The organism is Streptomyces bottropensis ATCC 25435, from assembly GCF_000383595.1.
Lineage (GTDB): Bacteria > Actinomycetota > Actinomycetes > Streptomycetales > Streptomycetaceae > Streptomyces > Streptomyces bottropensis.
In genome coordinates, this window is sequence record NZ_KB911581.1 from 7,357,245 (window position 1) to 7,370,848 (window position 13,604).

At 71.4% G+C, this 13,604-nt stretch carries 8 protein-coding genes; 4 read left to right on the top strand and 4 right to left on the bottom strand.

Annotated features, from left to right (window positions below; all coding sequences use genetic code 11):
• Positions 1-57: 57 nt before the first annotated feature.
• Positions 58-798, top strand: coding sequence for an MBL fold metallo-hydrolase (locus STRBO_RS0132630; RefSeq protein ID WP_005479263.1), 741 nt, complete (start codon positions 58-60; stop codon positions 796-798).
• Positions 799-840: 42 nt separating this feature from the next.
• Positions 841-1,665 carry a DUF3097 domain-containing protein gene (locus STRBO_RS0132635; RefSeq protein WP_005479265.1) on the top strand — a complete coding sequence of 275 codons (825 nt, stop codon included), beginning with the start codon at positions 841-843 and terminating at the stop codon, positions 1,663-1,665.
• On the opposite strand, the gene STRBO_RS0132640 is transcribed toward STRBO_RS0132635, so the two are convergent.
• From STRBO_RS0132640 to STRBO_RS45165, 3 genes are all read right to left on the bottom strand, one after another.
• On the bottom strand, positions 1,634-2,212 hold the full coding sequence (locus STRBO_RS0132640; RefSeq protein WP_020665649.1) for a Uma2 family endonuclease: 579 nt from the start codon (positions 2,210-2,212) through the stop codon (positions 1,634-1,636). The genes STRBO_RS0132635 and STRBO_RS0132640 overlap by 32 nt on opposite strands.
• Before the next feature lie 100 nt (positions 2,213-2,312).
• Positions 2,313-3,545, bottom strand: coding sequence for a radical SAM family heme chaperone HemW (gene hemW / locus STRBO_RS0132645; protein WP_028796969.1), 1,233 nt, complete (start codon positions 3,543-3,545; stop codon positions 2,313-2,315).
• A gap of 31 nt (positions 3,546-3,576) precedes the next feature.
• Positions 3,577-6,591, bottom strand: coding sequence for an ATP-binding SpoIIE family protein phosphatase (locus tag STRBO_RS45165; protein ID WP_020115430.1), 3,015 nt, complete (start codon positions 6,589-6,591; stop codon positions 3,577-3,579).
• Positions 6,592-6,695: 104 nt separating this feature from the next.
• Here STRBO_RS45165 and STRBO_RS40710 point away from each other — a divergent pair, with 104 nt between their 5' ends.
• Together STRBO_RS40710 and STRBO_RS0132660 are read left to right on the top strand one after the other, a co-directional pair.
• A complete protein-coding gene (locus STRBO_RS40710; RefSeq protein WP_245170634.1) occupies positions 6,696-10,913 on the top strand; it encodes a HAMP domain-containing protein in 4,218 nt (1,405 codons plus the stop codon).
• On the top strand, positions 10,910-11,500 hold the full coding sequence (locus STRBO_RS0132660; RefSeq protein WP_005479272.1) for a response regulator: 591 nt from the start codon (positions 10,910-10,912) through the stop codon (positions 11,498-11,500). Before STRBO_RS40710 ends, STRBO_RS0132660 begins: the two co-directional genes overlap by 4 nt.
• 92 nt (positions 11,501-11,592) lie before the next feature.
• Here STRBO_RS0132660 and STRBO_RS0132665 read toward each other — a convergent pair whose 3' ends face one another.
• Positions 11,593-13,470 carry an AMP-dependent synthetase/ligase gene (locus STRBO_RS0132665; protein WP_005479273.1) on the bottom strand — a complete coding sequence of 626 codons (1,878 nt, stop codon included), beginning with the start codon at positions 13,468-13,470 and terminating at the stop codon, positions 11,593-11,595.
• Positions 13,471-13,604: the final 134 nt, after the last annotated feature.

The following is a 13,604-nucleotide window of genomic DNA, read 5'->3' on the forward strand; positions in this document are numbered from 1 at the left end:
CCGAAAAGCGGCGGGGAGCCGCGGTGCGCCTCGGGGAGCTACGGCTAGCGTCGGCGCATGACGGTGACTTGGGAAGAGTGCGGGTGGCAGGAATTGACACCCCGGGTCGGACGGTGCCGCCTGCCCGGCTGGGACTGCACGGCCGGGCTGGTGGTCGGCAACGGTGCGGCCCTGCTGATCGACGCGGGTTCGAGCCTGCGGGAGGGCGCGCGGTTGCGCACCGAGGCGGGTCGGCTGCTCGGTGGCGCCCGTGTGACACATCTCGCGCTCACCCATCCGCATTTCGACCATGTCTTCGGAGCGGCCGCGTTCGCCGGGGTGGAGGTCTTCGGCGCGGTGGGGGTCGACGGCGTCCTGGACCGCGACCGCGAGACCCTCCGCACGGACGCCGTGCACCACGGCCTCCCCCCGGCGGACGCCACGGAGGCGGCCGACCTCCTCGTGACGCCCCGCCATCACGTGTCCGGCGAATGGACCCTCGACCTGGGCGGTGACCTGCGGGTCCTGCTGGCGAACGTGGGGCCGGGGCACACGGGCCACGACCTCGCGGTCCTGGTGCCGGGCACCGCGGACGGCTCACGCGAGGTCGTGTTCTGCGGGGACCTGGTGGAGGAGTCCGGCGAACCCCAGGCGGGCCCCGACGCGATCCCCGCCCGCTGGCCGGCCGCCCTGGACCGGCTGCTGGACCTCGGCGGCGAGGACGCGCTGTACGTGCCCGGCCACGGGGCGGTGGTGGACGCGGCGTTCGTCCGGGCCCAGCGGGACGCGCTGGCCCGCCGTTTCGGCGTGTCGGGCTGAGGGCGCGGGCATCCGGGTGCGGCTTCTCCTATCGTCACTCGAATGCGCCAGTACTCGCCCGATCTGACCCCTCCCTGGAAGAAGCCCGCCCCGGCTCCCGAGGTCCCGGCCGACCCCGGTCTGGTCGTCGAGGAGCCCGGCACCGGCTTCTGCGGCGCGGTCGTCCGCTGCGAGGCGGGCACGGTGACCCTGGAGGACCGCTTCGGCAAGCACCGCGTGTTCCCGCTGGAGCCCCGGGGCTTCCTGCTGGAGGGCCGGGTGGTGACGCTGGTGCGTCCCTCGTCGACGGCCCCGGCCCGTCCCTCCCGCACCGCCTCGGGTTCGGTGGCCGTCCCGGGCGCCCGCGCGCGCGTGGCCCGCGCCGGGCGCATCTACGTGGAGGGCCGCCACGACGCCGAGCTGGTCGAGAAGGTCTGGGGCGACGACCTGCGCATCGAGGGCGTGGTCGTGGAGTACCTGGAAGGCGTGGACGACCTGCCCGCGATCGTCGCGGACTTCGCGCCGGGCCCGGACGCCCGTCTCGGGGTCCTGGTCGACCATCTGGTCCCCGGCAGCAAGGAGTCCCGGATCGCGGCGTCGGTCACCAGCGAGCACGCGCTCGTCGTCGGCCACCCGTACATCGACGTCTGGGAGGCGGTGAAGCCGTCGTCGGTGGGCATCGCGGCGTGGCCGCGCGTACCGCGCGGGCAGGACTGGAAGACGGGGGTGTGCCGGGCGCTGGGGTGGCCCGCGGAGAACACGGGGGCGGTGTGGCAGGCCATTCTGGCTCGGGTCGACTCCTACAGGGATCTGGAGCCGGAGTTGCTGGGGCGGGTGGAGGAGTTGATCGACTTCGTCACGGCAGCCGGTGAAGCCTCACCCCGGTGACCGTCCCGAACTCGCTCGTGTCCAGCTTCAGGTCGAGCGATTCGAGCACCACCGGATCACCGAACTTGGTGATCCACTGTCCACGGTAGTCCGCTTGGTCCCCCTCTCCTACCGGGTCGGTCAAGAGAACGCAGTGCGCCACAATGGGGTCGACGATCAGATAAGCGGGAATCTTGCCTGCCGCGTAGATGGATCGCTTGACGCCGTAGTCCCGGTCGACACTCGTTTTCGAGACCACCTCGACCACCAAAGTGGCCAACTGAGAGGGAACCAGATTTCCCGAGGCCGGAGCCACGCCGCGTTCCAGCACGAGCAGGTCCGGAATGGGCTCGCTGGCTTCGCCGGTGATGTCGACATCCGTCGTCTGGAGCCGTTCCCAGCGCTTACGCGGGATCTGGTCCTGCACGTCCGTCACGATCCGGTTATGCACCAGATCGGGAGCAGCCATCATAACGATTTCCCCCCGGAGGAGCTCGACCTTGACGCCCTCGGGAGGCTCAAGCTCCTCGAAGTACTTGGTCATTCCACGCTCGTCCACAGCGGTCATCTCCGTGGCCCTCCACATCCGCCGCGTACTTTTAGCGGCAGCCTACGAACCAGGTTAGGTACCGAACCGGCGTTCCGCACCGATTCGCTCGCCCGAGTGATCAGTCCACCAGGTCCCGCACCACCGCGTCCGCCAGCAGCCGCCCCCGCAGGGTGAGCACCGCGCGCCCCTCCCCGTACGGCCCGGCCTCCAGCAGCCCGTCAGCCAGTGCCCGCCCGGCCGCCGCCAGGCCTTCCTCCCGCAGCAGCGACAACGGGCACCCCTCCCGCAGCCGCAGCTCCAGCAGGATGCGCTCGACACGGCGGTCCTCGTCCGCCAACAGCTCACGCCCGGCGCCCGGCGACTTCCCCGCCGCCAGCGCGCCCGCGTACGCGCCGGGGTGCTTGACGTTCCACCAGCGCACGCCGCCGACGTGGCTGTGGGCGCCCGGCCCCGCGCCCCACCAGTCGGCGCCGCGCCAGTACAGCTCGTTGTGCAGGCAGCGTCCGGCCTCGGAGGTGGCCCAGTTGGAGACCTCGTACCAGTCGAACCCGGCGGCGATGAGCATCTCCTCGGCGATGAGGTAACGGTCGGCGTGGACGTCGTCGTCGGTCATCGGCACCTCGCCCCGGCGGATGCGGCGCGCGAGCTGCGTGCCCTCCTCCACGATCAGCGCGTACGCCGAGACGTGATCCGGTCCGGCCCCGAGCGCGGCGTCCAGGGAGGCCCGCCAGTCGTCGTCGGACTCCCCCGGTGTGCCGTAGATCAGATCGAGGTTGACGTGGTCGAAGCCGGCGGCGCGCGCCTCCGCGACGCATGCCTCGGGGCGCCCCGGCGTGTGCGTACGGTCGAGGATCTTCAGGACGTGCTGCCGGGCGCTCTGCATCCCGAAGGAGAGGCGGTTGAAGCCGCCCGCGCGCAGGGTCTCCAGATAGGCGGGGTCGACCGACTCCGGGTTCGCCTCCGTCGTCACCTCCGCGCCGTCCGCGAGACCGAACTCGTCCCGGATCGCCCCCAGCATCCGTACGAGGTCGTCGGCGGCCAGCAGCGTGGGCGTGCCGCCGCCGACGAACACGGTGCGGACGGGGCGCGGGTCGTCGCCGAGCACCTTGCGGGCGAGACGGATCTCGTCGAGGACCGTGTCCGCGTAGTTGTCGCGGGAGGCGAGGACGCCACCGGTGCCGCGCAGCTCGGTGGCGGTGTAGGTGTTGAAGTCGCAGTAGCCGCAGCGGGTCGCGCAGTACGGGACGTGCAGATAGAACCCGAGGGGCCGCTCGGCCGCGCCGGCCAGGGCGCGCGCGGGCAGCGCGCCATCGTCGGGGACGGGCTCACCGTCGGGGAGTGCGGAAGGCATGTCCCCCATTGTCCAGCACCCCCGCCGGTCCTCATTCCGCCCTCAGCACCAGCAGCGCGAGGTCGTCGTCGGGTGGCCCCTCCCCGAACTCGTGGACGAGTCGTCGGATGCGTTCGGCGATCAGCTGGGCGTCGAGCCCGGCGCAGCCGGAGAGCGCGCAGGCCAGGCCGTCCCCGTCGTCGAACATGCGGGGGCCGCTGCGCCGCTCGGTGACCCCGTCGGTCACGCACAGCAGTGTGTCGCCGCGGCGCAGCTCGAACGTCTCGGAGACGTACTCGGTGTCCTCGATCACCCCGAGCAGCGTCTGCGGCTCGGCCACGGCCCGTACGTCGCCGTCGGGGCCCAGGAGCAACGGCAGCGGGTGCCCGGCGGAGGCGAGGGTGCAACGGACGCCGCCGTCGACGGGGACGAGTTCGCCGTAGAGGAGGGAGAGGAAGCGGGTCTGCGGGCCGTCGGGGTCGACGAGGCCGGGGTCTCCGGCCGTGACCAGGGCGCGGGCGGCGGCGTCGGCCGCCTCGGTGGCGTCGTCGAGGAGGAGCTGGTTGAGGCGGTCGAGCACGTCCGCGACGCCGTAGCCCTCGCGGGCGAGCAGCCGCAGCCAGGGCCGGGCGAGGCCGATGACGACGGCCGCCTCGGGGCCCTTGCCCTGGACGTCGCCGATCGCGAAGCACCAGCGGCCCCGGCCCGCCGGGAAGAGGTCGTAGAAGTCGCCGCTGGGTCCGCCCTTGTCGCACGGCTCGTAGACGAGTGCGCTCGACACGCCGGGGATCTCGGCGACCGCGCCCGGCAGCAGTCCGCGCTGCAGGACACGGCTGATGGTGGCCTGACGGGCGTACTGGCGGGCCGCGCCGATGGACAGCGCGATCCGCCGGCTGAGGTCCTCGACCAGCCCGGTCACCTCGTCGGGAAACCGCAGCAGCCCGGCCCGCCCGATCACGAGCGTGCCGAGCGGCCGCCCACCGGCGATGAGCCGATACGCGAGCGCGGCCCCGCCTTCGCCCTCCGGGCCCGAGCCGCCTCGGCCGCGCGCCGCTCGGCCTCCGTGCTCCGCCGGCGGTCCGGGTGCGCGTCGGGGCGCCCCGGCTTCGCCGTCCATCGCCGGCTCGACTGAGCGGTAGGACCCTCCGGAGGCCCACTCCACCGCCGAACCGGCCCCCGCCTGGGCCGGCCCGGCCACTCCGGCTTCGGTCGCTCCGGCCGCTCCGGCTTCGTCGGCCACCCCGGCCACTCCGGCTTCGGTCGCTCCGGCTCCGTCGGGCGCTCCGATCACTCCGGGTCCGTCGGCCACCCCGGCCACTTCGGCCTCGGTCGCTTCGGTCGCTCCGGCTTCGTCGGGCGCTCCGATCACTCCGGGTCCGTCGGCCACCCCGGCCACCCCAGATCCGTCGGCCACCCCGGCTTCGTGGATCCCTCCGTTCACTCCGGATCCGTCGGCCACCCCGGCCAGATCCGGGACCGGCCCGCCTGAGCCCTGCGGTCCAGGCCGGGCCGGGCCCCGGGACGCCGGGCCTTCGGCCACCGCGGCCGGCCTGGCCTCGCGGTGGGGCGCCCCGCGTTCCACCGGCCCGACCGCACCGGGGAGCACCCCGACGCCGGCCTCCGGCATCGGCACGGCTTCGCCCCGGGGAGCCTCGCCCACACCGACCACCACCTGCCCGGCGACGCCCGCCACCGGCCCCGCTTCGGACCTGGGCGCCCGGCCCTCCGCCTCCCTCTCCGTCGAGGGCCTGTCCTCGCCCTCCCGCGCAGACACGCCTTCAGCCTCGTGTGTCCCGCTGGCCGTGCCGGCCGCCGAGCGCGGTCCGCCCCCGGCTCCGGTCCCGGTCTCCTCAGCCGGTCCAGGCGTCGCGCCAGGAGCCGGACCACGGGCAACCCCGGCCGCCCCATCCCCCGTAGTCGACCCCGTACCCCGTCCGGACCCGGCCCCGCGCTCCGTATCCGGCTCCGTCGCCTCGGTCCCCGCCCCCTCACCCAGCTCCGGCCACGGCACAGGCACCGCCCTCGATCGCACCGCGTCGGGCAGCCTCGGGGGGTTCTTCTCCAGGGCCCGGCGCAGTTCCTCGATGCGGTTCTCGCTGCCGTGCCAGACGCGGGCGAGGCGGGGCGCGGGGCCGAACGAGGCGTCGCCCGCGCGCCAGCCCAGCCCCTCCTCCTCCAGCCACACCGCGCACCAGTCGGCCAGCCTCGGCACGAGCAGCTGCCCGGCGAGTGCGGCGACCAGGTCCTCGTCCAGCTGCCCGGTGAGCAGATCGGACGCCTCGGCGAGGAAGGAGAGGGCGCCCCGGTTCAGCCACTCCCGATCGTGCTCCCCACCGGGCCGGGGCACGGGCGCGACGAGGTCGACCGGACGGACGTCCTGTGCGGAGTCACCGGCGTACGCCCGCGCATCCCAGGCGTCGTCGGCCCGGTCCCCCAGGGCCGCTTCCGCCGCCGAGCCGCCCTCGTGCCCGCCGTACGGCTCGAACGCCCCCTCCACCGCCATCGCCCCGTCGACCGACAGCTGGGCCCAGACGGTCTTCACGCCGGTCCGGTAGGTGATCCCCCAGGCTTCGGAGAGCGCGGCGACCAGGCGCAGGCCCCGCCCGTACTCGGCTGCCCCGTAAGGCCGTTCGACGAGGTAGGGCCGTTCGGCGCCCTCACCCCGTACCGCCCGGGAGGGGTGGTGGTCCGAGACCTCCAGGAGCAGCCATCCGGGGGCGGTGGGTGCGTCGCGGCCGAGGCGGCAGAGCAGTTCGACATCGGTGCCGGCGTGGACGACCGCGTTGGTGACCAGCTCGCTGACCACCACGAGCACGTCCTCGACGAGGCGGACCGAGAACGCGGCGGCGCCGGGCAGGCCCAGCTCGGCCCACTCGGTGAGCGCGGCACCCACGAAGCGCCGGGCGGCTCCGGGCGCGAGCGGTCCGCCCTGAAGCGACAGGTGCGCCGTCGCGCGCCGGTCGAGTCCCGCGTACGCGGGCGCGGCGTACAGGGACTCGGAACCGACGCGCGCCGGCGCATCAGAAGCGCAGGACACGGTGTCCCGTTGCGTCGGAATGGCCCCCACTGAGCGGCTCCCTGAGAAAGTTCGGACGAATAGGCCTCAGGCGGCACGGCCAGAGTGACAGACTGACCACGCCCATAAGCACCGAGTTACCGAAGTGGGCCACCATGAGCGAGAACAGTGGTACGCGGTTGTCCGAAAACGGTCGGAAGGACAGCCAAACGGACGGACTGATCCGGGCGTCCGATCTCCGCGCGCTGGCGGCGGCCATGACCGCGGCCCGCGACGGCAGCTTCACGAAGGTCCCGCAGACGGGTCCCGCGCCGGTCGCGGAACTGTGCGCCCTCTTCAACCAGATCATCGACCGCAGCACCCACTTCGGCTCCGAAGTACAGCGTGTACGGCGCGAGTTGGTCCGGCACGGCCGCCTCGACGAGCGGCTCTCCGCCAGTCCGGGCCAGGGCGCCTGGGCGACCCGCGTCGACGACGTGAACCGGACACTCGACGCCCTGGTCGCCCCCGCCGTGAAGGCCACACGCGTGCTGGACGCGGTGGCCGGCGGCGATCTGACCCAGCGTGTCGACCTGCACGACGGAACCCGCCAACTCCGGGGCGACCTGAGGCGGTTGGGCAGCACCGTGAACAAGATGGTCGACCAGCTGTCGCTGTTCACCGGCGAGGTGACGAGGGTCGCCCGCGAGGTCGGCACGGAGGGACGCCTCGGCGGCCGGGCCAAGGTCCGTGGCCTGTCCGGCAGTTGGCGGGACGTGACGGAGGCGGTCAACACCATGGCCGCCCGGCTGACCGCGCAGGTGCGGGACATCGCCCTGGTCACCACCTCGGTGGCGCGCGGCGACCTCACCCGGACGGTGACCGTCGAGGCGACCGGCGAGCTGCTGGAGCTGAAGCTCACCGTGAACACGATGGTGGACCAGCTCTCCGCCTTCGCCGACGAAGTGACCCGGGTGGCCCGCGAGGTCGGCACCGAGGGCCGGCTCGGCGGGCGCGCGCAGGTGCGGGGTGTCTCCGGCGTCTGGAAGGACCTCACCGACAACGTCAACTTCATGGCGTCGAACCTGACGTCGCAGGTCCGCAACATCGCCCAGGTCACCACCGCCGTCGCCAACGGCGACCTGAGCCAGAAGATCACGGTCGACGCGCAGGGCGAGATCCTGGAGCTGAAGTCGACGATCAACACGATGGTCGACCAGCTCTCCGCCTTCGCCGACGAAGTGACCCGGGTGGCCCGCGAGGTCGGCACCGAAGGAAACCTCGGCGGCCGCGCACAGGTCCGGGGCGTCTCCGGCGTCTGGAAGGACCTCACCGACAACGTCAACTTCATGGCGGACAACCTGACCTCCCAGGTCAGGAACATCGCCCTCGTCTCCACGGCCGTCGCCCAGGGGGATCTCGGCAAGAAGATCACGGTCGAGGCGAAGGGCGAGATCCTGGAGCTGAAGTCGACGATCAACACGATGGTCGACCAGCTCTCCGCCTTCGCCGACGAAGTGACCCGGGTGGCCCGCGAGGTCGGCACCGAAGGAAACCTCGGCGGCCAGGCGCAGGTCCGGGGCGTGTCGGGCGTCTGGAAGGACCTGACCGACAACGTCAACTTCATGGCCCTGAACCTGACCTCGCAGGTCCGCAACATCGCGCAGGTGACGACCGCCGTCGCCAACGGCGACCTCTCCAAGAAGATCACCGTCGACGCCCGCGGCGAGATCATGGAACTGAAGGACACCGTCAACACGATGGTGGAGCAGCTGCGGGCCTTCGCCGACGAGGTGACGAGGGTCGCCCGCGAGGTCGGCACCGACGGCGCGCTCGGCGGCCGGGCCCAGGTGCAGGGCGTGTCAGGTGTCTGGCGGGACCTGACCGACAACGTCAACTACATGGCGGACAACCTGACTTCGCAGGTCAGGAACATCGCCCAGGTGACCACGGCGGTGGCCAACGGCGACCTCTCCAAGAAGATCGACGTGGACGCGCGCGGCGAGATCCTGGAGCTGAAGACCGCCATCAACACGATGGTCGACACCCTGTCCTCCTTCTCCTCCGAGGTCACCCGCGTGGCCCGCGAGGTCGGCTCCGAGGGCCGACTCGGCGGCCAGGCCCGGGTCGAGGGCGTCTACGGCACCTGGAAGCGCCTGACGACGAACGTGAACGAGCTCGCCTCGAACCTGACCACCCAGGTCCGCGCGATCGCCGAGGTCGCCTCCGCCGTGGCCCAGGGCGACATGTCCCGCTCGATCACGGTGGAGACGCAGGGCGAGGTCGCCGAGCTGAAGGACAACATCAACCTGATGGTGGCCAACCTCCGCGAGACGACCCGCGCGAAGGACTGGCTGGAGTCCAACCTCGCCCGCCTCGCCGCCCTGATGCAGGGCCACCGCGACCTGATGGAGGTTGCCGACCTGATCCTGCGCGAGCTGACCCCGCTGGTGAACGCCCAGTACGGCGCTTTCTACCTGGCCGACCCCGACGAGGACGGCGCTGCTCCGCTCCCGGTGGCGCCCACCAAGGGCCTCGCCTTCATCGCGGGCTACGGCGCGGCGCAGGGCGCGACCGTCGAGACCGGCGGCCTTCCCGTGCACGGGCTCGTCGCGCAGGCGGCCCGCGAGAAGAAGCGGATCCTGGTGGAGGAGGCCCCGCCGGGCTACATCAAGATCAACAGCGGTCTCGGGGAGGCCTCCCCGTCCAGCGTCGTGATCATCCCGATCCTCTTCGAGGACAAACTCCTCGGCGTGATCGAGCTGGCGTCCTTCTCCCGCTTCTCCGACGTCCACCTGGCGTTCTTCGACCAGTTCGTGAACACCATCGGCGTCGCCATCAACACGATCATCGCCAACTCCCGCACCGAGTCCCTCCTCGGCGAGTCCCAGCGCCTCGCCATGCAGCTCCAGGAACGCTCCGACGAACTCCAGAAACAGCAGGCGGAGCTGCGTCGCTCGAACGCCGAACTGGAGGAGAAGGCGGCCCTGTTGGCCACCTCCTCGCAGTACAAGTCGGAGTTCCTGGCGAACATGTCCCACGAGCTGCGCACCCCGCTGAACTCGCTGCTCATCCTGGCCCGGCTGCTCTCCGACAACCCGGACGGCCATCTCACCGACCAGGAGGTGCAGTTCGCCGCCACGATCCACCGCTCGGGCTCCGACCTCCTCCAGCTGATCAACGACATCCTCGACCTCTCGAAGATCGAGGCCGGCCGGATGGACGTACGCCCCAAACGCCTGCCGCTCATCAAGCTCCTGGACTACGTCCACGCCACGTTCCGCCCGCTCACCCTCGACCGGGGCCTGGCCTTCGAGGTCGCGGTCGGCGAGAACGTGCCGCGCGAGATGCACTCGGACGAGCAGCGCCTTCAGCAGATCCTGCGCAACCTCCTGTCCAACGCCATCAAGTTCACCGCGTCCGGCCGCGTCGAACTGGCCGTCAACCGCGTCAAGGACCCCGACCACCGGTTCACCCGCGAGGACCACGACGAGGTCATCGCCTTCGCGGTCTCCGACACCGGAATCGGTATCGCGCCCGAGAAGCTCCCGGTGATCTTCGAGGCGTTCCAGCAGGCCGACGGCACCACCAACCGCAAGTACGGCGGCACCGGTCTCGGCCTGTCCATCAGCCGGGAGATCGCCGGTCTGCTGGGCGGCCGCATCATCGCCGAGAGCGTCCCCGGCAAGGGCTCCACCTTCACCCTGTACGTGCCCGTCTTCAGCCCCGGCCACGGGCTGCCGGAACCCGCCGCGGCCGAGGAGCCCGGCACCCTCGTACCCGAGCAGCTGACGACCGAGCCGTACCCGGCCGCGCACGACAGCGACGACACCTGGCCCGCGCCCACCAAGCTGGAGGCGTGGAAGGCGGGACGCGCCGGCCAGGTGCTGCCCGGCCGCCGGGTGCTGATCGTCGACGACGACATCCGCAACGTCTTCGCGCTCACCCACGTCCTGGGCCGCGTCGGCATGCCCGTCCTGTACGCGGAGAACGGCCGCGAGGGCATCGAGACCCTGGAGCGCAACCCGGACGTCGAACTCGTCCTGATGGACATCATGATGCCGGAGATGGACGGCTACGAGACGATCTCCGCCATCCGCCGCACCCCACGCTGGGCGGGCCTGCCCATCGTCGCCCTCACCGCCAAGGCGATGCCCGGCGACCGCGACAAGTCCATCGCCCGCGGCGCCAACGACTACGTTCCGAAGCCCGTGGACGTCGACCAACTGCTCACGGTCGTCTGCGCGGTCCTGGACCCGGAGAGCCCGGAGAACACGCAAGGCATGCAGAGCACGGAGGACATGCAGAGCACGCAGGGCACGCGGAACCCGGCGGACACGGCGGACCCGGCACCCGAGAAACGCACCGACGAGAACGAGGCACCCTCACCATGACCACTCGGGACCGGACCGACGGACGCGCGGGCATCCTCCTCGTCGACGACATGGAGGACAACCTGATCGCCCTGGAGGCCGTCCTGGCATCTCTCGACGAGCCGCTGGTACGGGCCCGTTCGGGCGAGGAGGCCATGAAGGCCCTCCTGAGGCAGCGCTTCGCCGTCGTCCTCCTCGACATCCGGATGCCCGGCATGGACGGCTTCGAGACCGCCGCCCACATCAAGCGCCTCGACCAGACCAAGGACGTCCCGATCATCTTCCTCACCGGCACGGACGCCGACGCCGGTTACGCCTTCCGCGGCTACGCCACCGGCGCGGCGGACTACGTCACCAAGCCCTTCGACCCCTGGGTGTTACGGGCGAAGGTGAGCGTCTTCCTGGAACTGCACCGCAAGAGCCGGCAGTTGGAGAGCCTGATGACGAGGCGGCGCGAACACACGGAACACCTCGACGCGCGCCTCGCGGCCCTGGACAAGCAACTGGCCCAGTCCGCCCCGGACCTGACGGAGGTCCGAATACAGATCCAGGACCTCCGTCAGCTGGTGGCAGGAGAGGCGGGAGAGGCGGGAGAGCACAGCCCGTGACCCGGAGGACGGGGGACGCGGGGGCCGCACGACCGGCCCTCCCGGACCGCGCCTCGCCATCGGTCCCCCGCCCCGCTCCCGTGCGGCGGACGCTACGCCTCCCGAGCGCCCGCGTACATCTCGTCGATGAGGTGCTGGTACTCCTTCTCCACCACCGGCCGCTTCAGCTTCAGGCTCGGTGTCAGCTCACCGTGCTCGACATCGAGATCCCGCGGCAGCAGCCGGAACTTCTTGATCGTCTGCCACCGCTGCAGTCCCTCGTTCAGCTGGGCGACATGCCCCTCGATCATCTCCACCGTCGCCGGCGCCGAGATGATCTCCTCGTAGGACTTGCCCGCCAGCCCGTTCTCCGCGGCCCAGCCCTGGAGGGACAGCTCGTCGAGGGCGATGAGCGCGGTGCAGAAGTTGCGGTCGGCGCCGATCACCATGACGTTGGACGTGAACGGGCAGAGCGCCTTGAACTGCCCCTCGATCTCGGTCGGCGCGATGTACTTGCCGCCGGACGTCTTGAACAGGTCCTTCTTGCGGTCGGTGATCCGCAGGTACCCGTCGGGCGACAACTCCCCGATGTCACCGGTGTGGAACCACCCGTCGGCCTCCAGGACCTCCTCGGTCTTCTCCGGCAGCCCGTGGTAGCCCTCCATGATGCCGGGGCCACGCAGCAGGATCTCGCCGTCGTCCGCGATACGCACCTCCGTACCGGGCAGCGGCTTGCCCACCGTGCCCGTACGGAAGGCCTCGCCCGGGTTGAGGAAGGACGCGGCGGAGGACTCGGTGAGGCCGTAGCCCTCCAGGATCGGGATGCCCGCGCCGGCGAAGAAGAAGCCGATCTCGGGCGCCAGCGCGACCGAACCCGAGACACAGGCGCGCAGCCGGCCGCCGAACGCCTCACGCAGCTTCTTGTAGACCAGCGCGTCGGCGACCTTGTGCTTGGCCTCCAGCCCGAACGGGACGGACGTGGTGCCCGTGCGCCGGAAGTTGTCCTGGCTGACCTTGGCGTACTCGCGGGCGACCCCGGCCGCCCACTGGAAGATCTTGTACTTGGCCGGGCCGCCCGCGCGCGCCTTGCCGACGACGCCGTTGTAGACCTTCTCGAAGATGCGCGGCACGGCCGCCATGTAGGTCGGCCGCACGACCGGCAGATTCTCGATGATCTTGTCGACCCGGCCGTCGACGGCGGTGATGTGCCCGACCTCGATGTGTCCGGCCAGGAGCACCTTGCCCATGACGTGCGCGAGCGGCAGCCACAGGTACTGCACGTCCGCCGGTTCGAGCAGACCGGTCGCGCCGATGGCCTTCGCCATGTACGCCCAGTTGTCGTGCGGAAGCCGGACCCCCTTGGGGCGGCCCGTGGTGCCCGAGGTGTAGATGAGGGTGGCGAGCTGGTCCTTGGTGATCGCCGCGACCTTCTCCTTGATCAGGTCGGGGTTCTTCTCCAGGTACGCGGCGCCGCGCTTCTCCAGGTCGGCCAGGGAGAGCACCCAGTCCTCGGAGAGGTCCGCGCCCTCGGGGTCGATGACGACGACATGGGCCAGCTCGGGCAGCTCGGCCTTCTTCTCGCGGGCCTTGTCGAGCTGCGCCGCGTTCTCGGCGATGAGGACCCGGCTGCCGGAGTCGGACAGGATGTACGCGGATTCCTCGGCGTTCGTCTGCGGGTAGACCGTGGTGTTGGCCGCGCCCGCGCACATGATGCCGAGGTCGCACAGGATCCACTCGATCCTGGTGGCCGAGGACAGGGCGATGCGCTGCTCCGGCTGTACGCCCAGCTCGACGAGGCCGGCCGCGATGGCGTTGACCCGTTCGGCCGCCTGGGCCCAGTTCAGCGACTTCCAGTCCGACGGGCCCTGGCCCGAGGCCGGCGCCACGGGGTAGCGGAAGGCCTCGGCCTCCGGTGTGGCCGCCACGCGCTCCAGGAAGAGGGCCGCCATGGACGGCGGGCGGTTCTCGATCAGGGTCTGTGTGTCGCTCACGACATCCTCCGGGGCACGCGACAGCGCGGCTGGCTCATGGACTGTGTGCTCAGGACTGCGCGGCTGGCTCAAAGCGGCTGTTGTTTAACTCGCGAGTAACCATCGAGTGGTGATCAGGGTAGAGCGCGGTCGGC

Coding starts and splice junctions, on each gene's coding strand:
- STRBO_RS40710 (WP_245170634.1), top strand. CDS start 6,696: ATGAGCGAGAACAGTGGTACGCGGTTGTCCGAAAACGGTCGGAAGGAC.
- STRBO_RS0132635 (WP_005479265.1), top strand. CDS start 841: ATGCGCCAGTACTCGCCCGATCTGACCCCTCCCTGGAAGAAGCCCGCC.
- hemW (WP_028796969.1), bottom strand. CDS start 3,545: ATGCCTTCCGCACTCCCCGACGGTGAGCCCGTCCCCGACGATGGCGCG.
- STRBO_RS0132630 (WP_005479263.1), top strand. CDS start 58: ATGACGGTGACTTGGGAAGAGTGCGGGTGGCAGGAATTGACACCCCGG.
- STRBO_RS0132640 (WP_020665649.1), bottom strand. CDS start 2,212: ATGACCGCTGTGGACGAGCGTGGAATGACCAAGTACTTCGAGGAGCTT.
- STRBO_RS0132660 (WP_005479272.1), top strand. CDS start 10,910: ATGACCACTCGGGACCGGACCGACGGACGCGCGGGCATCCTCCTCGTC.